Origin of the sequence: Rubrivivax gelatinosus, assembly GCF_004340905.1 — a bacterium.
GTDB classification, from domain to species: Bacteria; Pseudomonadota; Gammaproteobacteria; order Burkholderiales; family Burkholderiaceae_C; genus Rubrivivax; species Rubrivivax gelatinosus.
In genome coordinates, this window is sequence record NZ_SLXD01000024.1 from 12137 (window position 1) to 34757 (window position 22621).

The 22621-nt window shown below is 71.2% G+C and carries 18 protein-coding genes; 13 read left to right on the top strand and 5 right to left on the bottom strand.

Annotated features, from left to right (window positions below; translation table 11 throughout):
* Positions 1-21: 21 nt before the first annotated feature.
* From EV684_RS23335 to EV684_RS23370, 8 genes are all read left to right on the top strand, one after another.
* Positions 22-1251, top strand: coding sequence for an MFS transporter (locus EV684_RS23335; RefSeq protein ID WP_132649748.1), 1230 nt, complete (start codon positions 22-24; stop codon positions 1249-1251).
* Positions 1252-1265: 14 nt separating this feature from the next.
* Positions 1266-2354: a hotdog domain-containing protein gene (locus tag EV684_RS23340; protein WP_132649749.1), complete on the top strand. Its 1089-nt coding sequence runs from the start codon at positions 1266-1268 to the stop codon at positions 2352-2354.
* 399 nt (positions 2355-2753) lie between these two features.
* A complete protein-coding gene (locus EV684_RS23345; protein WP_132649750.1) occupies positions 2754-3572 on the top strand; it encodes a DAPG hydrolase family protein in 819 nt (272 codons plus the stop codon).
* Between the two features lie 22 nt (positions 3573-3594).
* On the top strand, positions 3595-4887 hold the full coding sequence (locus EV684_RS23350; protein ID WP_132649751.1) for an MFS transporter: 1293 nt from the start codon (positions 3595-3597) through the stop codon (positions 4885-4887).
* Positions 4888-5425: 538 nt separating this feature from the next.
* Complete coding sequence (locus tag EV684_RS23355) at positions 5426-6340, top strand: 3-hydroxyacyl-CoA dehydrogenase family protein (RefSeq protein WP_132649752.1); 915 nt, start codon at positions 5426-5428, stop codon at positions 6338-6340.
* Between the two features lie 148 nt (positions 6341-6488).
* Positions 6489-7814, top strand: a complete 1326-nt coding sequence (locus tag EV684_RS23360; RefSeq protein ID WP_132649753.1) for an outer membrane beta-barrel protein — start codon at positions 6489-6491, stop codon at positions 7812-7814.
* A 115-nt stretch (positions 7815-7929) separates the two neighbouring features.
* Positions 7930-9189 carry an MFS transporter gene (locus EV684_RS23365; protein ID WP_338100682.1) on the top strand — a complete coding sequence of 420 codons (1260 nt, stop codon included), beginning with the start codon at positions 7930-7932 and terminating at the stop codon, positions 9187-9189.
* Positions 9190-9256: 67 nt separating this feature from the next.
* The gene (locus EV684_RS23370) at positions 9257-10273 is read left to right on the top strand and encodes an amidohydrolase family protein (RefSeq protein ID WP_132649755.1); all 1017 of its coding nucleotides are present in this window, start codon (positions 9257-9259) and stop codon (positions 10271-10273) included.
* A gap of 10 nt (positions 10274-10283) precedes the next feature.
* On the opposite strand, the gene EV684_RS23375 is transcribed toward EV684_RS23370, so the two are convergent.
* Genes EV684_RS23375 through EV684_RS23385 form a run of 3 tightly spaced genes read right to left on the bottom strand, consistent with a single transcriptional unit; the run spans position 10284 to position 12954 of the window.
* The gene (locus tag EV684_RS23375) at positions 10284-11597 is read right to left on the bottom strand and encodes a sensor histidine kinase (RefSeq protein WP_132649756.1); all 1314 of its coding nucleotides are present in this window, start codon (positions 11595-11597) and stop codon (positions 10284-10286) included.
* Positions 11581-12258 (bottom strand): response regulator transcription factor, encoded by a 678-nt coding sequence (locus EV684_RS23380; protein ID WP_132649757.1) that lies wholly within the window; start codon positions 12256-12258, stop codon positions 11581-11583. The genes EV684_RS23375 and EV684_RS23380 overlap by 17 nt, the downstream gene beginning before the upstream one ends.
* Positions 12259-12954 carry a PepSY domain-containing protein gene (locus EV684_RS23385; RefSeq protein ID WP_132649758.1) on the bottom strand — a complete coding sequence of 232 codons (696 nt, stop codon included), beginning with the start codon at positions 12952-12954 and terminating at the stop codon, positions 12259-12261.
* A gap of 112 nt (positions 12955-13066) precedes the next feature.
* Between EV684_RS23385 and EV684_RS24130 the strand changes: the two genes are divergently transcribed.
* The gene (locus EV684_RS24130) at positions 13067-14275 is read left to right on the top strand and encodes a DUF5666 domain-containing protein (protein ID WP_165908582.1); all 1209 of its coding nucleotides are present in this window, start codon (positions 13067-13069) and stop codon (positions 14273-14275) included.
* A 13-nt stretch (positions 14276-14288) separates the two neighbouring features.
* Here EV684_RS24130 and EV684_RS23395 read toward each other — a convergent pair whose 3' ends face one another.
* Positions 14289-15509 carry a polysaccharide pyruvyl transferase family protein gene (locus tag EV684_RS23395; RefSeq protein WP_165908583.1) on the bottom strand — a complete coding sequence of 407 codons (1221 nt, stop codon included), beginning with the start codon at positions 15507-15509 and terminating at the stop codon, positions 14289-14291.
* Positions 15510-15632: 123 nt separating this feature from the next.
* Entirely contained in the window at positions 15633-16592 is a 960-nt protein-coding gene (locus tag EV684_RS23400; protein ID WP_132649760.1) for a LysR family transcriptional regulator, read from the bottom strand.
* A gap of 132 nt (positions 16593-16724) precedes the next feature.
* Between EV684_RS23400 and EV684_RS23405 the strand changes: the two genes are divergently transcribed.
* From EV684_RS23405 to pflB, 4 genes are all read left to right on the top strand, one after another.
* The gene (locus EV684_RS23405; RefSeq protein WP_132649761.1) at positions 16725-17654 is read left to right on the top strand and encodes a dihydrodipicolinate synthase family protein; all 930 of its coding nucleotides are present in this window, start codon (positions 16725-16727) and stop codon (positions 17652-17654) included.
* A gap of 227 nt (positions 17655-17881) precedes the next feature.
* Positions 17882-19015, top strand: coding sequence for a porin (locus tag EV684_RS23410; RefSeq protein WP_132649762.1), 1134 nt, complete (start codon positions 17882-17884; stop codon positions 19013-19015).
* A gap of 11 nt (positions 19016-19026) precedes the next feature.
* Complete coding sequence (locus EV684_RS23415; protein ID WP_132649763.1) at positions 19027-20481, top strand: MFS transporter; 1455 nt, start codon at positions 19027-19029, stop codon at positions 20479-20481.
* A 137-nt stretch (positions 20482-20618) separates the two neighbouring features.
* Positions 20619-22621 (top strand): formate C-acetyltransferase (gene pflB, locus EV684_RS23420; protein ID WP_132649764.1); only part of this gene is annotated, 2003 nt, incomplete at its 3' end.

The window sequence follows — 22621 nt, forward strand, 5'->3', positions numbered from 1 at the left end:
GGCCGGCGCGGGAGCCGGCGGATGGCCAGGGGGGAGCTCGCGGCCGCACGGCCGGCCTCCGCGGGGCTGACCGCGGGACTCGCCGCCGCGGCGCTGGCGCTGCTGCTGGCGCTGCAGCCGGTGTCCACCGACATCATGGTGCCGGCGCTGCCGGTGCTGTCGCGCGCGCTGGGGGTGCCGGTGTCGTCGGCGCAGGCGACGATGGGCGCGATGATGCTCGGCTTCGGCCTGGCCCAGCTCGTCTGGGGGCCGCTGGCCGACCGCGCCGGGCGCCGCCCGGTGCTGCTGGGCGCGCTGGCGCTGTTCGTCGCCGCCTGTGCCGGCGGCGCGCTGGCCGGCGACATCGGCACGCTGGTCGCGTGGCGCGCGCTGCAGGGCGCGGCGATGGCCGCCGCCGTGGTGCTGGCCCGCGCCATCGTGCGCGACCTCTACGAGCCCCACGAAGGCGCGCAGGTGATGGCGCGGGCGCAATCGGGGCTGGGCGCGATCGCCATCGTCTCGCCGGCGCTGGGCGGGCTGGCGGTGGGTGTCGGCGGCTGGCGCGCGGCGCCGGCGCTGATGGCCGTCATCGGTGCGGCGACGCTGGCCTTCATCGCGCTGCGCCTGCCCGAGACGCGGCCGCCGCAGCGGGTGTCGGGCGCCCCGGCGCTGGCGGCCTGGCGCGCCGTGCTGCGCCATCCGAGCTTCGTCGCCTGGACGCTGCTCAACGCCTGCAGCTACGCCGGGCTGTTCGTCATCCTGTCGGGCTCGTCCTTCGTCTACATGAACCGCTTCGGCCTGTCGGCCGGGGCCGCCGGGCTGACGATCGCCTCGGGCTCGCTGGCCTTCCTGGGCGGCACGCTGGCCTGCCGCCACTGGATCGTGCGCCGCGGCATGGAAGCGGCGGCGGTGCGCGGCGGCTTCTTCACGCTGGCCGGCGGCCTGGGCACGGCCGCCGCGGCGCTCGCCGGCGCCCAGACGGTCTGGCCCTTCCTCGTCGCCCAGTGGCTGTTCTCCTTCGGCCACGGCATCCACCAGCCTTGTGGCCAGGCCGGTGCCGTCGGGCCGTTCCCGCAGCAGGCCGGCGTGGCCTCGGCGCTGTCGGGTTTCGTGCTCGCGCTCGGCTGCTTCGCCGTCGGCGCCTGGCTGGGCGCAGTGCAGGGCACGGACGTGAGACCCTATGCGCTGACGCTGGCCTTCTGGGCCGCGGCCACCGCCGCGGTGGCCTGGACGCTGGTCCGGCGGCTGCAAGTTTCAAGTTCCGACGCCTGACGAAAGGATTCCCCGTGAGCGACCGCGCGCGCCATCTCGAGTACGTGCTGCCCCTGTCGATCGACCGCAACCTGCGCTGGCGCTACCGCGTGCTCGACGAGGAGCTGCCGGGCAACTTCCGCTTCGGGCTGCTGCTGGAGGTGATCGACAAGCTCGCCGAACGCGTGGCACGCAACTACGCCGAACAGCTGCACGGCGACGCCTGGGTCGTCACCGCGGCGATCGACCGCGTGCTCGTGCGCCAGGTGGTCGACATCGAGCGCGACCTGGTCTGCCACGCCAGCATCAACCACGTCGGCCGCACCTCGATGGAAGTCGGCATCCGCGTCGAGCATCCGGGCGAGCCGGCGGCGCACGTGGCCTCGTGCTACCTGACGATGGTCGCGCGGCGCAGCGTGCGCGGCGAGGAGACCGGCGCCGAGCTGTCGCCGCTGCGCCTGCAGACCGACACCGAGCGCCGCCGCGCCGAGCAGGCCGAGCAGCGCCGCGAACGGCACCGCCTGCAGCAGCTCGCGCTGCAGGAGCCGCCCACACGCGACGAGTACCTGGAGCTGGCGCGCCTGCACGCCGCGCAGGAGGCGCCGGGCTTCGACGGCCAGCTCTGCGGCCGGCTGGAGGTCGGCGCCTGGGAGCGCACCTTCCCCGAGCAGGAGAACGTGCCGACGCGCATCTTCGGCGGCTACCTGATGCGCCGCGCCTACGAGCTGTCGTCGATCTGCGCCGAACGCCTCGCGCCGCACCGGCCGATCGTCGCCGCGGTCAACCGCATCAACTTCTTCCACCCGGTGCGCCTGGGCGACACGCTGCACTTCACCAGCCGCGTCGTCTACACCGACCGCAGCCTGATCTGCGTCGAGGCCGGCATCGAGCGCATCAGCCGCGACCGCAGCAGCAAGGCGCTGTCCAACTCCTGCCTGTTCACCTTCGTCAACGTCGACGGCGACCTGACGCCGCACCCGGTGCCGCCGGTGTTCCCGACAACCTACGCCGAGGACGCGCGCTACCTCGCGGCGATGCGCAGCTGCCGCGAACTCGTCGCCGAGGCCGACGGCCGCGCGCGCTGCCTGCTGACCGCGGCGCTGGGCGCGGCGGCGGCTGGCTGAACCCTGCCGCAGGGTGACAGCGGGCGTGGCGGTCATCCCCCGTCACGCACCGCGAAGGCTTCGCCGAGGGCGAATGCGGGCTTGCGCTGGCGCAACGTCGAAATGTCAATGGCTGACATTTGAAGCGCGGACCGAGGGTTCCCCCGCGGATATCGTGAATCCGTCCCAAGTCAATCTCACGATGTCCTGACGGGAACCGTTCGCGGGGCCGAGGCACGAGGATTCAAAGCCGGGGGCGACAGATGATTGTGGGGCCTGCGAAATAACTCGCGGCGCAGCGCTGGAGCGTCGGCTGACGATATTCGGCGAATACCCGCAGAGGGTCGATATCCCCCGGCACCGCTGAATTCTCGCGCCACCGCGCTGCGTCCGTCAGGCGGCGACCTGAAAGGAAACGCGATGCGCCGCGAACTCTCCGCCTTCGACAAGGCCCAGCCCTACGCCCCCTGGTTCGACCGGCCGATGACGCCGGCGCCCCAGGCCATCTACGACGAGCTCGACCGCGGTCCGCTGGACCCGGCGCTGGCGCTGCCGCTGACCGCACGCGACAAGCTGCTCGAGCCCGGCTACCTGCCTGCCGAACGGGGCTGGTGCCTGATGCCCGACGGCAGCGCCTTCGTCGCCGGGCTGACGCGCATGCCCGGCGTCACCGCCGAGATGCTCGAGTGGTGGTTCTACTGGCACGGCCTGCACGGCCTGCGCTACGCGATCTGGGACGCCGACGACCACTACGACGCACGCGTCAGCCCGGAGACGATCCGCCGCCGCCTGGACCCCAAGCTTTCGATCCGCGAACGCGGCTGGAACACCACCGACATCGTGCTCGAGGACGTCGGCACCGGCCCGACCGAGCTGCACATCTCCTTCGTCAGCCCCGAGGCCTTCGGCTACGACATGGCGGCCTTCGGCCGCGGCGCCTGCGCCGCGATCAGCGCCAACATCCGCCACGGCAGCGGGGCCTCGCTGGTCTGCTTCTCGCACGTCGCGCGCGAGATCGAAGGCGGCATCGAGCTGCGCAGCCGCTTCTGGCTGGGCTGGAACGTCGTCGACGGCCAGCCGGTGCGCGTGGGGCAGGGCGTGCCGCAGGAGGTGTTCGTGGGCCTGGCCCAGGGCCTGGTGCGCCACTGCCCGAAGGAGTACCACAACCTCGCGGCGATCCTGCCGGCCGTCTGGGCCGAGAACAAGGACCGCGCCGACCGGCTCGAGGACTACGTCTGAAGCGCCGCCGCGCGAGCTCGCCATGGACAAGACCCTGAACCTGGCCGGCGCCGCGCCGGCGGATCCCGCACGCCGCACCGGTTTCGGTGCCGCCGGCTGGCGCATGATCCTCTTCTCGGTGCTGATGTACTTCGCCTATGCGGGCTGGTGCGTCGACGGCATCAACATCTTCGCCCCGGCGCTGGCGGCCAAGAACGGCTGGAGCACCGGCCAGCTGCTGACGCTGGTGACCCCGGGCGCGCTGTTCGGCGTCGTCGGCTCGGCGGTCTTCGGCCAGGTGCTGATCAAGAAGGGCCCGCGCTGGGTGATGAGCTTCTGCGCCGCGTGCACGGCGGTGGCGGTGTTCTGGTTCGGGCGCATCACGACGCTGTGGGAGTTCACGGCGGTGTTCATCGTCATGAACTTCTTCGCCGCGGGCTTCGGCTTCATCGCCCCGGGCGCGTTGATGAACTACTGGTTCCCGCGCCGCAAGGGCATGGCGCTGGCGATCGCGACCTCGGGCTACCCGCTGGCCACGGCGCTGTTCGTGCCGCTGATCGCGGTGATGTTCAACACCGTGGGCATCGGCGCGTCCACCGCCATCTGGGCCGGCGTCTTCCTGCTGCTGGCCGCCGCGGCCTGGCTGGTGATCCGCGACACGCCCGAGGAGATCGGCTGCTTCCCCGACAACGACCCCCAGGTCGACCGGGCGCGCCTGGACGAGATGGCCGGCTACGTCAGCCCGCTCACCGTGCGCCGGCTGCTGAAGGACCGCGACATGTGGCTCATCAGCGTCGGCTGGGGCTGTCTGTGGATGGTCACGGTGGGCATCGTCGTGCAGCTCATTCCGCGCCTGATGGAGCTCGGCTACGACGAGCCGCAGGCGCTGGGCTTCCTGTCGGGCGCGGCGCTCTGCGCGCTGCCAGGGGGGCTGATGTGGGGCTGGCTGGACCAGAAGTTCGGCACCAAGGTCGCCAGCGCGATCTACGGCGCGATGTACATCGTCACGCTGGTCCTGCTCATCACGCAGACCCACAGCCCGGTGATGACCTTCCTGACCATCGTGCTCGTCGGCGCCGGGCTGGGCGGCATCAAGAACCTGATCACCTCGATGGTCGGCACGGTCTATGGCCGCTACGACTTCACCGCCGCCTACCGCCTGGTGATCCCGCTGTCGATCATCGTGCGCACGCTGTGCTTCCCGATCATGGGCCTGTGCATGCAGCAGTTCCACACGCTGAGCGCGGCCTACGTCGTGTTCATCGGCGTGGACGTGCTGGCCGTCGTGCTGGTGCTGCTGACGACCAGCCGCTGCAAGGGCAAGACGCTGGGCTGAGCCGCGCGTGCATCCGGACCGGCCGCCCGCGGGCGGCCTTTTTCTCGCCGCTGCGGTGTGTGCACAGCCCCCGCGCGCAGGCAAGCGGCACTTCGCGAGGCGCGAATTCGGCTTTGCGGCAGATCAAAAGCGCAATGTCAACGGCTGACAATTCGCGCCCGAACGGCGGCCCCTCCAAGGATATCGTTTGCCCGTCCCGAATAAATCCGACGACGTATTTGGCAGGTGCTTGAAAAGTCGGATGCGGGCGAGGAGAACGAGATGGGCGCGGCATTCATGAAAACCCTCAGGGTCATAACCCGTGGCGTCCCGGCACCGATGTCGGGACGTGTTTTCAGGGCCTGATCCGAGTTTCCTGATATTCGCCTCGGGGTTTTCCCTTGAATATCTCCGAAGGCACCCCGGGCACCGCCGCGGCATGCCGGACGCCGCCCGCCGCGGCCGGCCGGGCGCCCCAGCTCAAGGGCCGGACCGCGCCAGGCGCAGTCCCGCCGCAGACCTGCCCGCGTGACGCGGGCCACGAACAGGAGTTGCTCACATGAAAGAGAAGGCACAGATCGCCGTCATCGGCGCCGGCCTGATGGGCCACGGCATCGCCCAGGTCTTCGCCCACGCGGGCCACCTGGTGACGGTGCACGACGCGTCGGCCCAGGCGCTGGCGACGCTGCGCGAGCGCATCGCCCGCAACCTCGCCGACCTCGGGCAGGACCCGGCGGCGGCCGAGCGCGTGTTCCCGGTCGAGTCGCTGGCCGACTGCGTGGCCTCGGCCGACGTCGTCATCGAGTGCGGCCCGGAGAACCTGACCTTCAAGCGCGACCTGTTCGCCCGCCTGGAGGCGCTGTGCCCGCCGCACACGCTGCTGGCGAGCAACACCTCGGTGATGCCGATCACCTCGATCATGCGCGGCCTGCGCAGCGGCCACCGCGCGATGGGCACGCACTGGTGGAACCCGCCGTACCTGGTGCCGCTGGTCGAGGTCATCAAGACGCCCGAGACCGACCCCGCGCTGGCGCAGCAGATGTTCGACCTGCTCGCGGCCTGCGGCAAGACGCCGGCGATGGTCGAGAAGGACGTGCCGGGTTTCATCGGCAACCGCCTGCAGCACGCGCTGTGGCGCGAGGCGGTGGCCATCGTCGCCGAAGGCATCTGCGACGCCGAGACGGTGGACACCGTCGTCAAGGCCAGCTTCGGCCGGCGCCTGCCGGTGCTGGGCCCGCTGGAGAACGCCGACCTCGTCGGCACCGATCTCACGCTGGCCATCCACGAGACCGTGCTGCCGGCCATCGACGCGACGCCGGCGCCGTCGCCCTACCTGAAGCAGCTCGTCGCCGAAGGGCGGCTCGGCATGAAGAGCGGCGAGGGTTTCCGCCGCTGGACGCCCGAGCAGCAGGCCGAACTGCGTGCGCGCGTGCTCAACCACCTGAAGGCCATGAACCACGCCGAGGGACGCTGATCGCCTGACGAGTGAAGCCGCAGAGCTGACCGCAGACGACGACCCCAGAAGCATTTTTCCCCGAGACGGTGCCGGCCTGAAGGTGGTCCTGCAAAGGACCTCGATAGAGCGCCCCGGGGAGCCCAAACCCTAGAAGAGGTAGACGATCATGAAATTCCCCCACGCGCTCATCGCCGGCGCCGCCCTGGCCACCCTGGCCGGGGCTGCAGCCGCGGCCGACAGCCGCTACGAGCTGTTCGACGGCCTCGAGGCCAAGACCGGCTTCAAGGCCTACGGTTACCTGTGGGTAGGCTTCTCGACCAACGACACGACCTCGCACAACGAGGCGACCAAGGGCCACACCAACGGGCCGATCGCCGGCCCGTCCGATGAAGGCCTGCAGCTCAACGCGCTCCAGCTGGTCCTGGAGCGCAACATCAAGAGCAACATCGTGCCGCGCTTCACGCCGCTGCCCGGCCCGATGCCGCAGCAGTTCTCGTGGGGCCTGCACTTCGAGGGCACCTACGGCCGCAACGGCCTGCCGGCGCAGATGCAGGGCATCGACACGAACTGGGGCATCAACGAGACCACCGAGGGCACGACGGCCGGCACCAACCGCCAGAACTACCTGGCGCTCGGCCAGGTCTACGGCCAGATGTACTTCCCGGTGCTCAAGGGCGCCACGCTGCAGATCGGCCGCTTCGGCTCGGGCATCGGCTACGAAGCGCCGACCAACCACACCTACACGCCGAACTTCTTCTACTCGCGCAGCTACAGCTTCCTGTCGGCGCCCGACCAGGTCGCCGGCGTGCTCGGCTCGGTGAACCTGATGAACGGCGACTACGGCCTGGTGATGGCCGAGCTCGGCGTCGTCCAGGGGCGCCAGAACTGGCAGGACAACAACGACGACAAGAGCGTCATCGGCTACCTGCACTGGCGCAGCCCGGACATGAAGTACTCGCTGGACTACGGCTTCATGCGCGGCAACGAGCAGAACGACCCGGGCGAGCACGTGCAGGCGCCGACCTCGCGCGTGATCTCCCCGCGTGACCAGCTGCGCCAGCACCATTCGCTGAGCGCCTGGTGGCGCCCGAACGACACCTGGGCGCTGCACGCCGAGGCGCTGCACGGCCGCCAGGACGGCGACGGCAAGGCCGGCACGATCGACATCCTCGACGGCAACTTCTACAAGGGCGGCTCGTACACCGGCTACAACGCCGAGGTCCGCTACCGCACGTCGCCGACGATGCAGTGGGGCCTGCGCGCCGAGACCTTCGACGATCCGGAAGGTGTCGCGCTGTTCCCGCTGTCGGCCGCCAAGGGCCGCTTCAGTGCGGTCACCGCCGGCCTGCGCTACCAGCTGACGCCCAACGTGCTGCTGCGCCCCGAACTGCGCTACGACTGGCAGGACAAGCAGGGCACGCTGAAGGCCTTCGGCAGCGGCTCGGAAACCAAGCAGACCACCGTCTCGGTCGACGCGCTGATCTACTTCTGACGCCTCCCGGCGCCTGATACAACTCAAATCGCGTCCCGCCGCACCGTCGGCGCGGCGAACGGGGGCGGCGCGCAGGCGCCGCATCCCTCGCCGCAGCCGCGTCGCGCGCGACGCCGTGGAGTCTGAAATGGAAAAACGTTTCGCGAACCCCTGGTGGGTCGTGTTCGGGTCGATCTTCGGCCTGATCGTCGGCAACGGGCCGATCATGCAGTTCACGTTCGGCGTCTTCCTGAAGCCGATCACCCAGGAGTTCGGTTGGGAGCGTTCGACCACGTCGTCCGCGCTCGTCGTCGGCCTGCTCGCCACCGGGCTGTGCGTGCCGATCGCCGGCCGGCTGATGGACAAGTACGGCGTCCGCGCGGTGGCACTGCCCTCGATCACCGCCTTCGCGCTGGCGATGGTGGCGCTGGCCTTCTTCGCCAACTCGCCGATGGCCTTCCTCGCCATCTACGCGCTGATGGGCATCGCCGCGGCCGGCCAGACGCCGATGCCGTACTCCAAGGCCATCACCGCCGCCTTCGACGACAAGCGCGGCCTGGCGCTGGGCATCGCGATGGCCGGCGTGGGCATCGGCGCGGCCGCGGTGCCGCAGATCGCCCAGTACCTGGTCACGAACCACGGCTGGCGCGGCGCCTACGTCGGCCTGGGGGCGCTGACCTTCCTGCTGGCCTTCCCGGCGGTGGCGCTGTTCGTCAACACCGAGCCGGCGGTCAAGCGCGAGGGTGCTGCCGCTCCGATCCCGCGGCCGGGCCTGACGGCGGCCGAGGCGCTCAAGAGCGGCACCTTCTGGGCGCTGGCGGTGGCCTTCTTCAGCGTCGCGATGGCCTCCAACGGCACCATCGGCCACATCGTCCCGCTGCTCACCGACCGCGGCTTCTCGCCGCAGATCGCCGCCGGTGCGATGACCTTCGCCGGCATCGCGCTGGTCGCCGGCCGCTTCGTCGCGGGCTACCTGCTCGACCGCATCTTCGCGCCCTACGTCGCCGCGTTCTTCTTCATCATCCCGCTGCTGGGCATCGGCCTGATGCTGCTGGCGCCGGGGCAGACGACGGCGACGATCGCGGTGGTGATGATCGGCCTGGGCCTGGGCGCCGAGGTCGACCTGATCGCCTACCTGGTGTCGCGCTACCTGGGCATGCGCAGCTTCGGCGAGATCTACGGCTACCTGTTCATGATCTTCATGCTCGGCAACGCCGTGGGCCCGTTCCTGATGGGCATCTCGTTCAAGTACTGGGGCTACGAGGCCTGCCTGACCGGCTTCGTCGCCGCGCTGGCCATCGCCAGCGGCCTGGTGCTGCGCCTGGGCGCCTACGCCTTCCCGCCGGAACGCCGCGGCCCGCCGCCGGCCTCCGGCACCAAGCCGGCCATCGCCTGATGCCGGCGCCGCGGGGCCCCGGCGCGGGCCCCGCGTTCTCCTGTACACCCAAGACCGAGGATTTGAAATGTCGTACCGCCGCATCGCGCTGGAGGAAGCCTTCGTCACCCAGGACATCGCCGACGAATGGGCCAAGGTGCTGTCGCACCGCAACGTCGAGCCGGGCTTCCGCAAGATGGGCGAGAGCATCCTCGCGCACACGCCCGGCAACCAGCAGCTGCACAACCGCCTGCTCGACCTGGGCCCCGGCCGCCTGGCGCACATGGACGAGACCGGCATCGACGTGCAGGTGCTGTCGCTGACCTCGCCGGGCGTGCAGGTCTTCGACGCCGTCACCGCGACGCGGCTGGCGGCCGAGTCCAACGAGGTGCTGGCCGACGCCGTGCGCCGCCACCCGACACGTTTCGTCGGCCTGGCCGCCGTCGCGCCGCAGTACCCGGCCGGCGCGGCGCTGGAAGTCGAGCGCGCGGCGCAGCGCCTCGGGCTGTCGGGGCTGATCATCAACTCGCACACCATGGGCGAGTACCTCGACGACCCCAAGTACTGGGAGATCCTCGAAGCGGCCGAAGCCGCCGACATGCCGATCTACCTGCACCCGCGCGAGCCGGCGCCCAGCATGGTCACGCCCTACCTGGACTACGGCCTGTACTTCGCCGGCTGGGGCTTCGCCATCGAGTGCGGCCTGCACGCGATGCGGCTGATCATGAGCGGCGTCTTCGACCGCTTCCCGCGGCTGCGCATCATCCTCGGCCACATGGGCGAGGGCATCCCGTACTGGTTGAAGCGCATCGACAACCGCTACGAGCTGCAGGTGAAGATCGGCGCCGTGCCGAAGATGGCGCGCAAGCCCAGCGAGTACTTCCTCGAGCACTTCGTCGTCACGACCTCGGGCATGACCGACCCCGACATCCTCAAGCTGTGCCTGTCGCAGCTGGGCGTCGAGCGCATCCTGTTCGCGGCCGACTACCCGTACGAGTCGATCACCGAGCACGTCGAGTTCCTCGACACCGCCCCGGTCACCGAGGCCGAGCGCCGCGCGATCTACGAAGACAACGCCTGCCGACTGCTGAAGATCGCGCGCTGAAGGCGCGCGTTCAGAGCGTCAGCCGGCAGCGCAGGCCGCCGAGCTCGCCGGCGTCCAGCGCCAGCGTGCCGCCGTAGGTGGCCGCCAGGTCGTCGACGATGGCCAGTCCCAGGCCGCTGCCGGCGATGCTCTCGTCGAAACGCTGGCCGCGCTGCGCGGCCTGGGCGATCTGCGCCGCCGACAGCCCCGGGCCGTCGTCCTCGACGACGAGCAGCAGCCGCCCGGCCTCGCCGCCGGCGCGCACGCGCACCCGCGACGCCGCCCACTTGCCGGCGTTGTCCAGCAGGTTGCCGGCCATCTCCTCGAGGTCGCCGGCCACGCCGGCCCAGCGCAGGCCGGGCTCGATCACCACGTCCCACTGCAGGGCGCGTGCGGCGTGCAGGTGGCGCACCAGCGAGACGACGCCGTCCAGCGCCGGTGCCACCTCGATGCGCCGCGCCTGGCCGGCGCCGCTGGCCGAACGCACGAGGTGGCGGTCGATCAGCGCGGCCATCGCACGCACCTGCTCGTGCACGCGGGCACGCTCGAGCTCGGGCGCACCGGCCGCCGCCGACAGCAGCGCCAGCGGCTTCTTCAGCGCGTGGCCCAGGTCGGCGGCGTGGTGGCGCGAACGCTCGACGATGCGCGCGTTGCGCTGCAGCACGGCGTCGATCTCGGCCGCCAGCGGCGTGAGGTCCGGCCCGTAACCTTCGCCCAGCTGTTCGGCGTCGCCGGTGCGCACCCGTGCCAGCGCCGCCTGAAGCCGGCGCACCGGTGCCAGGCCGACACGCGCCTGCAGCACCGCCAGCCCGCCCAGCAGCGCCGTCAGCACCAGCGGCAGCGTCCACAGCACACGCCGGATGCGTGCGATCTCGGCGTCGCTCTCGGCCGCCGGCGCCCACAGCCGCAGCGTGCGCGGCGGCCGGCCCGGCAGCTCGACTGTCGTCTCCAGCCCCCACAGCGGTTCGCCGCGCGGGCCGGCGGCGCGCGCCAGCGGCGGCCGGTCCTCGGCCGGCGCGCGTGTCACCGTGCCGTCCCACAGCGAGCGCGAGCGTGCCGCGCCGGGGTCCTCGCCGAACTGCCAGTACCAGCCGGAGAAGATCGCGTCGAACTCGGCGCCGGCGGCCACGCCGCCCAGCGGCAGACCGCGTTCATGCGCCGCGCGCAGCTCGGCGGCCACGCGCACGCCGCGCTGCTGCAGCCCCTGCTCGACGCTGCGCAGCACCACGCCCTGCAGGCTGCGCTGCAGCACGGCGCTGGCGGCGATGCCGGCCAGCAGCGCCGACAGCACGCCCAGCGCGATCAGCCGCGCGGCCAGCCCGAAGCGTTCAGTCCTCGGCGCCATCACCCTCGTCGGCCAGGCGCCAGCCGCGGCCGCGTTCGGTGTGCAGCAGCGCGCGGCCGAGCTTGCGCCGGATGCGGCCGACGAGCACGTCCAGCGTGTTCGAGTCGGGGTCGGCGTCGCGTGCGTAGACGTGTTCGGCGAGCTCGGCGCGCGAGACCACCGCGCCCTGGCGGTGCATCAGGTGGGCGAGGATGCGGTGCTCCTGCGCCGTCAGCGCCAGCGGCTGCTCGGCGAGCGTGAAGCGGCCGGCGGTGGTGTCCAGCGCCAGCGCGCCGACCCGCAGCCGCGGGTCGGGCCGGCCCCAGGCGCGGCGGCGCAGCACGCGCAGGCGCAGCGCCACCTCGTCGTGCAGGAAGGGTTTGGTCAGGTAGTCGTCGGCGCCGGCCTCGAAGGCCTGCAGCTTGTCGCTCCAGCGCCCGCGCGCCGTCAGCACCAGCACCGGGAAGCTCGCCTGCTGCTCGCGCCAGTGGCGCAGCACGCCGACGCCGTCCAGCCCCGGCAGGCCGAGGTCCAGCACCGCGGCGTCGTAGCCCTCGGTGGCGCCGAGGAACGAGGCTTCGCTGCCGTCGGCGCACAGTTCGGCGACCATGCCCGCGGCCGCCAGCGAGGCGCACAGCGCGGGGCCGAGTTCGGCGTCGTCCTCGACCACCAGCACGCGCATTCAGGACTCCTCGCGCAGCACCTGGGCGCTGACCGGGTCGACGTCGACCTCCAGGCCGCGCCCGCCGGGCAGCTGCAGCTCGATCTCGTAATAGGCGCCGCGCCGGCCGTCGTACTTGATCTCGATCTCCACCGCGCGGCCGCCGTAGCGGCGCTCGACGCTCTCCACCAGCACCGGCAGCGGCCGCACGCCGGCGGGCAGGCGCCCGGGGCGCTGCGCCTGCTCGACGATGCGGCCGTCGCGTGCGTCGACCAGCACGCGCTGCTCGCTGCCGTCGGCACGCTCGACGGTGATCTCGTAGACCGGCGGCTCGCCGCTGCGGCGCTCGAGTTCGGCGTGGCGCACCGTGCCCGGGTGGCGCTCGGCGACGCGGCGCAGCACCTCGGCCATCGGGCGCAGCGCCGGGCCGGCGCTGCGCGGGTCGATCTCGGCGCCGCTGGCCGGGTCGACGTTGATCTCGACGCGGTGGCCGTCCTTGTGCAGCAGCGTGATCTCGTACCAGGAGCGCCCGTCCCCGGTCTCCAGCTCGACGTCGAGCACGCGCGCGCCGTGGCGCGCCTCGACGCCGGCGAGGATCTCGGCCAGCGGCTTCATCGCGCCGCTGCGCACGCCGCGGCGCACGCTGTCCTGGTCGGCGGTGGCGCTCAGGGCCACGGCGGCGAGCACGAGACAGACGAGGATCCGGGGGCCATGCATCCGGGCAATGTTAGGCGCCGCCGCCTGAACGGCGCATGAACGACGCGTTCAAGCCCGGTTCAAGCCGGCTTCGAACAATGGGCCTCATCCCCAACCCACGATGGAGTCCACGATGAACCGCCCGATCCCCACCCGTGCCCAAGCCCTGCCGCGCCGCTTCTGGCGTCCCGCCGCCGCCCTCGTCGCCGCCGCCGCGCTGGCCGCCTGCGGCGGCGGCGGTGGTGGTGACGACGACAGCGCCGCCAGCGACGCCGGCGTCTTCGCCTCGGGCGTGATCCACGGCTTCGGCTCGATCGTCGTCAACGGCGTGCGCTACGACGACAGCACCGCCCGCGTCAGCACCGAGGGTGGCGACACCTGGTCCAGCGACGACCTGCGCCTGGGCATGGTCGTCGACGTGCAGGCCGGCGCAGCGAGCACCGACGCCTCGGGCCAGAGCCGCGCGACGGCCAGCAGCGTCGTCGTGCGCAGCGAGGTCGAGGGCCCGGTGCAGGCCCTCGACACGACGGCCGGCACGCTGACCGTGCTCGGCCAGAAGGTGCTCGTCAACGGCTCCACGGTCTGGGACGACGACCTGCGCGCCAAGCTGGCGGCGCTGTCCGTCGGCGACATCGTCGAGATCTACGGCCTGCGCGACGCCGACGGCACGATCGTCGCGTCGCGCGTCGACCGCGAGGACGCCGACGAGGACGACTACGAGCTGCGCGCCACCGTCGACGCCGTCGACAGCGCCGCCGGCACGCTGAGCGTCGGCGGCCTGGACATCGCCTGGGCCGGCACCTGGCCGGCCGGGCTGGCCGCCGGCAGCCCGGTGCTGCTGGTGCTGGACACCCGCCCGGCCGCCGACGGCCGCTGGACCGCGCGCACGCTCAAGCTGCTGGGCAGCACCGCGGCCAGCGGCGCACGTGCCGAGATCGAAGGCCTGGTCACGGCCTGGACCTCGTCGACCTCGTTCCGGGTCGCCGGCGTGGCGGTCGACGCCTCGGGCCTGTCCTCGGTGCCGGCCGGGCTGGCCGCGGGCGTGCGCGTCGAGGTCGAAGGTGTGTTCGCCGACGGCACGCTGGTCGCGAGCCGCATCGAGATCGAGCGCGGCGACGACCGCGGCGACGACGACGGCCTGGAGATCGAAGGCACGATCGAGTCGCTGGACAGCGCGGCAGCCACGCTGGTGCTGCGCGGCGTCACGGTCGACTGGTCGGGCGCGCGTTTCGAGGACGGCAGCGCCGCCGCGCTGGCGGTCGGCGCGCGCATCGAGGTGCAGGGCACGCTGGCCGACGACGGCAGCACGCTGCGCGCCGTCGAGATCGAGTTCGAGCGCTGAGCGGCGGCGGCCTTCAGGCCGCGACCGCCAGCCGCGGCGGTCGCCGTTCGGTTTCGGCCGGGCGTGCCGTCGCGCTGCAGAAGTCGACGAACTCGGGCCGCGCCATCAGGCCGTTGCGGCGCGCGTGGTCCAGCATCAGCCGGGCCAGGCGCTGGCGGTTGGCGTCGTAGCCCTCGAGCGCCTCCTGCACCCGGGCGCCGACGCCGCGCAACTGCTGGCGCTGCAGCGCGACGAAGCTCTGCGGGTCGAGGCGCGGCAGGGCCATGGTCTCGCCCAGCCCGCGCGTGCGCTCGTCGTGCGTCACCAGCAGCGCGGGCACGCCGGCCTGCAGCGCGATCATTGCGCCGTGCAGGCGCATGCCGATCGACAGGTCGCAGGTGCGCGCGAAGTCCATCCAGCCGTCGACGCTGCTGAAGAACAGCGTGCGCTGGCGCAGCAGGATCTCCAGTTCGCGGCCGCTGCAGCCCAGCGCCTGGGCGTGCTCGGCATAGGCCGCCGGCAGCCGCGGGGTCTCGCGCAGCAGGAAGGGCAGCAGTTCCGGCTCCTGCACGACCATGAACGAAGGGCTGTCGCGCAGGATCGCCAGGCCGGCGTGCATCGCGTCGGCGGAGCGCGCGTGCCCGCCGCTGGTTTCGGTGACGTGCACGCGCATCTCGGCGTAGTCCAGCGTGTCCAGCGCGCCGGCGCGCCGCTGCAGCGTCGCACCCAGCGCGGGGTCCAGGTTCAGCAGGCTCGAGGGGCAGCCGGTGACCACCGCGTGCGGCACGCCGGCGTCGTGGATCAGCTCGGCCGTCAGCGTGTCGCGCACGCTGATCGAGCGCGAACGTTCGCCGAGCAGGCGGATCAGGTCGCGCGTCTTGGGGCCCAGCGTCGGCCGGGTATCGAGCGCGCACTGCGCGCCCAGCCCGAAGACGACGACGGGGCAGTCGAAGGACTCGAACAGGCGGCGGCGGTAGTCGTTGTCGCGCTCGGCGATGGCGTCGTCGGCCAGCCAGTTGGCGGCCGACACCACGAGATGCGAAGGGCGGCGGTCGGGGGACACCCGGGACGCGACGCTGTAGTCCATCGCGACCGCGTCGTCGAGATCGACGGCGTTCTCCAGCGCGCGCCGGAACACCAGGTTGCCGAGGTTCTGGCCGCTGCGCTGGGCCAGCGCGGCGGCGTCCAGCGCGAAGGCGCCGCGCATGTTGCCGCGGCAGTCGAGGTCGAGCCAGATCGGCTGGGTTCGGGTCATGGCTGCTCCGGGCCCGGCAAGCCGCCGGGTGACGCCGGCACCGTGCCCGCGCACGCGCATCCTCGCGGCGCTGCGTGACAGCGGTTTGACCATCCACGCGCCGCGGCGGCGCGCTGCCGCCCCTCAGGGCGCGGTGCGCGCGCCCAGCAGCTCGTCGTTCAGCGGCTCGTCGGTGATGTGGCCGCCCCAGGAGGCGACCAGCTCCTGGATGGTCTGCGCCACCACCCGGCACGGCGGCGACAGCTTGCCGTGGCGCGGCAGCGCCAGCGCCAGATGGCGGCGCAGGTCCGGCTGCACCAGGCGGCTGGCCTGCAGGCGGCCGGTCTTGAGGTCGTTGGTGATGGAGTAGGGGCCCAGCACCGAATACAGCGCCCGGCCGGTGCCGCGGGCCACCAGCTCGCGCTGCACCGTCAGCGAGTCGGCCTCCAGCACCGCGCGCAGCTGGAAACCCAGGCCGCGCGCGGCGTCGTCCAGCGCGCTGCGCCAGTGGCTGGGCCGGCGCGGCAGCACCAGCGGCAGCCCGGCCAGGCGCGAGAACGGCACCGTGGGCTGGCGCGTCAGCTCGTCGCCGGGGGCGCTGACCAGGTAGGTCTGGGCCACGCACAGCGGGATCTCCTCGCCGCCGGCGGGTTTGCGAAAGCGGATCAGGATCGCCAGGTCGACGGCGCCGCTGTCGAGCATCGCGTCGAGCTCGGTGCCCTGGGCCTCGGCGATGTCGAGCTGGATGCCCGGCTGCGCCACCTCCAGCCGCTCGTGCAGCCGCGTCAGCAGCGGGTGCGCGGCCGACGGGATGATGCCCAGCCGCACCTGGCCCAGCAGCTGGCCGGCGTCGGCATGCAGGTCCTGCGTCAGCTGCTCGGTCTCGTGCAGCCAGGCGCGCAGACGCACCGCGGCGCGCGCGCCCAGCTCGGTCAGCACCACGCCGCGGCCGGTGCGCCGGAACAGCGGCCCGCCGCACAGCGCCTCGAACTCGGTGATCTGGCGGCTGATGTGCGACTGCACGGTCTGCCGTCTCGCGGCCACCTTGCTGATGCCGCCGGCCTCGGCCACCTCCAGGAACAAACGCACCATCGCGACGTTCATGACCCCGTCTCCAACTAGGTCTTAGGTTTGCCTGTAGCGGCAACTCTGAAAGCTCGGAATTGTATCTATGAAGATATCGCGACAATTCCTACAGTGGCCTCCATCGCAACCCCTTAGCTGAAAGGAACAGACATGAATGCGATCGACCTGCGAGGCCTGAACCCCGCTCCCGTCACCCCCTTCACCCAAGACGGCGCGGTGGATTACCCCGCGATCCAGCGCCTGGGCAGCTGGCTGGCCAGCGTGCCGGGCGTCAAGAGCCTGACCGTGCTGGGCCATGCCGGCGAAGGCACGTTCCTCGAGCGCGACGAACAGTGCCGCGTCATCGAAGCCTTCCGCGAATCCGTCGGCGGCAAGCTGCCGATCATTGCCGGCATCACGCTCGAAGGCACGCAAGTCGCTGCCGACGAAGCCAAGCGCGCCGTCAAGGCCGGCGCTTCCGCCGGTCTGCTCTACCCCTCGCACGGCTGGCTGCGTTTCGGCTACCAGAAGGGTGCTCCGCAGGACAAGTACAAGGCCGTCTACGAAGCCAGCGGCCTGCCGCTGATCCTGTTCCAGTACCCGGACGTCACCAAGTGCACGTACGACCTGGAAACCCAGCTCGAGATCGCCGCGCTGCCGGGCGTCTTCGCGATGAAGAACGGCGTGCGCAACATGAAGCGCTGGGACCGTGAAATCCCCGTCATCCGCAAGGAACGTCCGGACCTGCAGATCCTGACCTGCCACGACGAGTACCTGCTGCACACGATGTTCGACGTCGACGGCGCGCTGGTCGGCTACGGCTGTATCGCCCCGGAAGTGCTGGTCGAGATGATCGCCGCCGGCAAGGCCAAGGACTACAAGAAGGCGCGTGAACTGCACGACCGCCTGCTGCCGGTCACCGCCAACGTCTACCACCGTGGTTCGCACATGGAAGGCTCGGTCGCGCTGAAGTGGGCGCTGGTCGCTCGCGGCATCCTCGAGCACGCCGCCGTGCGTTCGCCGCTGCTGCCGCTGGCCCCGGGCGCCGAGCACGAGATCGCCGCCGCGATGGCCGCCGCCGGCCTGGGCCGCGTGCGCTGATGCACGGGCGGACGGGGGCTGCCGGCTCGCGCAGCCCCGTCCGCCGGCTTCAGCGAGCCTGCATTGCCCACGATCATCGAGATCGTTCCGAACAAAACTAGATCAAGACGGCGGAGATTGGCGCATCGCATGCAGGCCCGCACGGCCTGCCGCCCGGCCTGTGCAGGCCGGGGCGGCGGGCAGGGGGTGGGTGGCGCTGTCTCGCCGGGACACGAGAGAGATAGACCATGACAACCCTCCAGCCCCGCGCCTGGCGCTGGCCGCCAGCGGCGGCCAGTGCCCTCGCTCCGGTGTTCGCCCTCGGCCTGGCTGCCGGCGCGGCGCACGCCGACGTCACCCTGGGCGGCACGCTCGACCTCGCCACCCGCCACGTCCGCAACGGCGACCTCGGTTCGACGAGTTCCGTCGTCAGCGGCGCCAACACCACCAGCAAGCTCGTCATCCGCGGCCAGGAAGACCTGGGCGGCGGTCTCGCCGCCGGTTTCTTCCTGGACAGCACCATCCTGGCCGACAGCGGCACGACGAGTTCGACCTTCTGGGACCGCCGTGCCACCGTCGGCCTGACGCATCGGCGTTACGGCGAAGTGCGCATGGGCCGCGACTGGGTGCCCACCCAGCTCGTCTGGAACTCGATGGACCCGTTCGCGACGCTGGGCATCGCCGGCGCCAACACCTTCCGCTCGGTCTACGGCTCGCGGGCGATGGGCCAGGCCTTCGGCAGCAACGCCACCGGCGCGGCGCAGAACCCGACGCTGCGCGTGGCCAACGCCGTCGAGTACCTGCTGCCGGGCGGTCTCGGCGGCTTCAACGGCGCGCTGATCGCCACCGCCGGCGAAGGCGGCTCGGCCGGTGCCGGGCAGACCAAGGGCGACGGGTTCCGCCTCGGCTGGGCGCAAGGCGCCTGGAAGCTCGGCGTCTCGCAGTTCACGGTGCGCAATGCCGCAGCCGACGACAAGTTCACCGACCGCGTCTGGGGTGTCGGTTACGACGCCGGCTTCGCGCTCTTCAGTGTCGCGCAGCGGCGCTGGGCCTATGCCAGCGACACGACGGTCAACAGCCTGTTCGGGGTCTCGGTTCCGATGGGGGCCGGACAGCTGAAGCTGACCGTGCTGCGCGCCGACCAGACCGGCGCCACCGACGCGCTGAGCGCCAACGACGCGACGCTGCTCGGCGTCGGCTATGTCTACTCGCTGTCCAAGCGCACCGCGCTGTACGCCCATGCGGCGCGTCTGAGCAACCAGGGCGGAGCCAGCTTCGCCATCGCCGGCGGTCCCGCCACCAGCGGCGTCGCCACTGCGGCCAACTACTTCGGCGGCCAGCGCTCCACGGGCTTCGAGCTCGGCATGCGCCAGGACTTCTAGGAGCCGTCGACATGAAAGACTCTTCCTCGCTGCCCATTCCGGGCGGCATCGCCGACGCTGCCTCCGCGGCCAGCGCCCCGCTGGCGACGCCTTCGGCCCGCGCCCGTGCGCAGCTGCTGTTCCGGCTGGAGAACGTGCCGTTCTGCCGCTGGCACACCAAGGCCCGTGTGATCATGGGCAGCGCCACCTTCTTCGATGCCTTCGACGCGCTGTCGCTGGCCTTCGTGCTGCCGGTGCTGGTGGGCTTGTGGCACCTGTCGCCCGGCCAGGTGGGCCTGCTGATCGCGGCCGGCTACATCGGCCAGGTCGTCGGCGCGCTGCTCTTCGGCTGGGTCGGTGAACGCTACGGCCGCGTGCCGGCGATCTCCACCGCGGTCGGCGTGATGTCGGTGATGAGCATCGCCTGCGCCTTCGCCGGCAACTACGAGGTGCTGTTCCTGCTGCGCCTGCTGCAGGGCATCGGCGTCGGCGGCGAGGTGCCGGTGGCCGCGACCTACATCAACGAGCTGTCGCAGGCCAAGGGGCGCGGGCGTTTCTTCGTGCTCTACGAGCTGATCTTCCCGCTCGGCCTGCTGGCCGCGGCGCAGGTCGGTGCCTTCGTCGTGCCGCGTTTCGGCTGGGAGTACCTGTTCCTCGTCGGCGGCATCCCGGGCGTGCTGATCCTGTTCTTCATGATGCGGCTGCCCGAGTCGCCGCGCTGGCTGGTCGGCAAGGGCCGGCTGCAGGACGCCGATCGTGTCATCCGCCAGGTCGAGGCCGCGACGCCCAAGCGCAGCCTGGACACGCAGCACGACGCGGCGCAGATCGAGCAGCGCGTGGCCGGCCTGGCCGACGGCATCGGCAAGCAGAACAAGGCTTCGTGGAAGGAGCTGTTCTCGGTGGTCTACCGGCCGCGCACGCTGGTGGTCTGGGTGCTGTGGGCCTCGTCGTACTTCGTCGCCAACGGCATCAACAACTGGCTGCCGACGCTGTACAAGACGGTCTACCACCTGCCGCTGCAGGAAGCCCTGCGCATGGCCTCGCTGAGCAACGTGCTGAGCGTCTGCGCGGTGCTGGTCTGCGCGCTGTTCGTCGACCGCATCGGCCGCCGCCGCTGGGCCATCGGCAGCTTCATCGTCTGCGGCCTGCTGCTGGGCACGCTGGCCTTCCTGGGTGCCAAGAGCGCCTGGTCGGTGATGCTGCTCGGCTCGACCGCCTACGCGGTGATGGGCACGACCACCGTGCTGCTGTACCTGTACACGCCGGAGATCTACCCGACGCGCATGCGGGCCATCGGCACCGGCCTGGCCACCTCGTGGCTGCGGGCGGCCTCGGCCACGGCGCCGGCGGTGGTGGGCTTCGTGCTCACCGGCTACGGCATCGCCACCGTGTTCGGCATGTTCGCGGCGATGACCGTCATCGGCCTGATCGCGGCACGCCAGATGATCGAGACCGCCAACCGCTCGCTCGAGGAGATTTCGCCCTGAGCGTGAACTGAGGTCCCCGGCGCGGGTACTCCCGCGCCGGTTTCCCGAATCCCCGATAAGAACAACAATGGTCCCGGCCCACCCGGCCCGGACCTGACGAGACGGCCACCCGCCCTTTTCGTTTTCAAGGAATCCAGATGAACACCATGACCATCGCCTGCAGCCGCGCCAACGCCTGGGAGGGCTTTGCCGGCGGTCGTTGGGAAACCGCGGTCGACGTCCGCGACTTCATCCAGCAGAACTACACCCCGTACAGCGGCACGAGCGCCTTCCTGGAAGGCCCGACGACGCGCACGCTGGCGCTGTGGAAGAAGCTCGCCGAGCTGCTCAAGCAGGAGCAGGCCAAGGGCGTGCTGGACGTGTCGGCCGACCGTCCGTCGACCATCGTCGCGCACGACGCGGGTTACATCGACGAGGGCCTGGAGCTCATCGTCGGCCTGCAGACCGACGCCCCGCTCAAGCGCGCGATCATGCCCAACGGCGGCCTGCGCATGGTGCAGTCGGGCCTGAAGGCCTACGGCTTCGAGAGCGACCCGACGGTCGACGAGGTCTGGACCAAGTACCGCAAGAGCCACAACCAGGGCGTCTTCGACGTCTACTCCACCGAGATCTCCAAGGCGCGCAAGTCGGCCATCCTGACCGGCCTGCCCGACGCCTACGGCCGCGGCCGCATCATCGGCGACTACCGCCGTGTCGCGCTGTACGGCGTGGACGCGCTGCGCAAGTTCAAGCAGCAGGAATACAAGGAGCTCGACGGCCGCGACTTCAGCGAAGACGTGCTGCGCCTGCGCGAAGAGCTCTCCGAGCAGGGCCGCGCGCTGGAAGAACTCAAGGTCATGGGCGCCAAGTACGGCTTCGACCTGGGCCGGCCGGCGCAGAACGCGCGTGAAGCGGTGCAGTGGACGTATCTGGCCTACCTGGCCGCGGTGAAGGAGCAGAACGGCGCCGCGATGTCGCTGGGCCGGGTCTCCTCGTTCCTGGACATCTACATCCAGCGCGACCTCGACGCCGGCCTCATCGACGAAGCCCGCGCCCAGGAGTTCATCGACGACCTCGTCGTCAAGCTGCGCATCGTGCGTTTCCTGCGCACCCCCGAATACGACCAGCTCTTCTCCGGCGACCCGACCTGGGTGACCGAAGCCATCGGCGGCGTCGGCGAAGACGGCCGCCCGCTGGTCACCAAGAACAGCTTCCGCTTCCTGCAGACGCTCAACAACCTGGGCCCGGCGCCCGAGCCCAACCTCACCGTGCTGTGGTCGGAGCAGCTGCCGCAGGGTTTCAAGGACTTCTGCGCCAAGACCTCCATCGACACCTGCTCGGTGCAGTACGAGAACGACGACCTGATGCGTCCGTACTGGGGCGACGACTACGGCATCGCCTGCTGCGTGTCGGCCATGCGCATCGGCAAGCAGATGCAGTTCTTCGGCGCGCGTGCCAACCTGGCCAAGGCGCTGCTGTACGCGATCAACGGCGGCCGTGACGAAGTCAGCGGCGAGCAGGTGGGCCCGGTCACCGAGCCGATCACCGGCGACGTGCTGGACTACGACGCGGTCATCGCCAAGTTCGTGCCGGCGATGGAGTGGCTGTCGGGCGTGTACATGAAGTCGCTCAACGCGATCCACTTCATGCACGACAAGTACGCCTACGAGCGCATCGAGATGGCGCTGCACGACCGCGACATCCTGCGCACGATGGCCTGCGGCATCGCCGGGCTGTCGGTGGTCGCGGACTCGCTGTCGGCGATGCGTCACGCCCAGGTGCAGGTCGTGCGCGACGAGCGCGGGCTGGCCACCGACTTCCGCATCGAGGGCCGCTACCCGGCGTTCGGCAACAACGACGAGCGCGTCGACACCATCGCCAGCTGGATCGTCGAGACCTTCATGGGTTTCCTGCGCAAGCAGAAGGCCTACCGCGGCGCCACGCCGACGATGTCGGTGCTGACGATCACCTCCAACGTCGTGTACGGCAAGAAGACCGGCAACACGCCCGACGGGCGCAAGGCCGGCGAGCCCTTCGCGCCGGGGGCCAACCCGATGCACGGCCGTGACTACAAGGGCGCGGTGGCCTCGATGGCCTCGGTGGCCAAGCTGCCGTACAGCTGCTCGCAGGACGGCATCTCCTACACCTTCACGATCGTGCC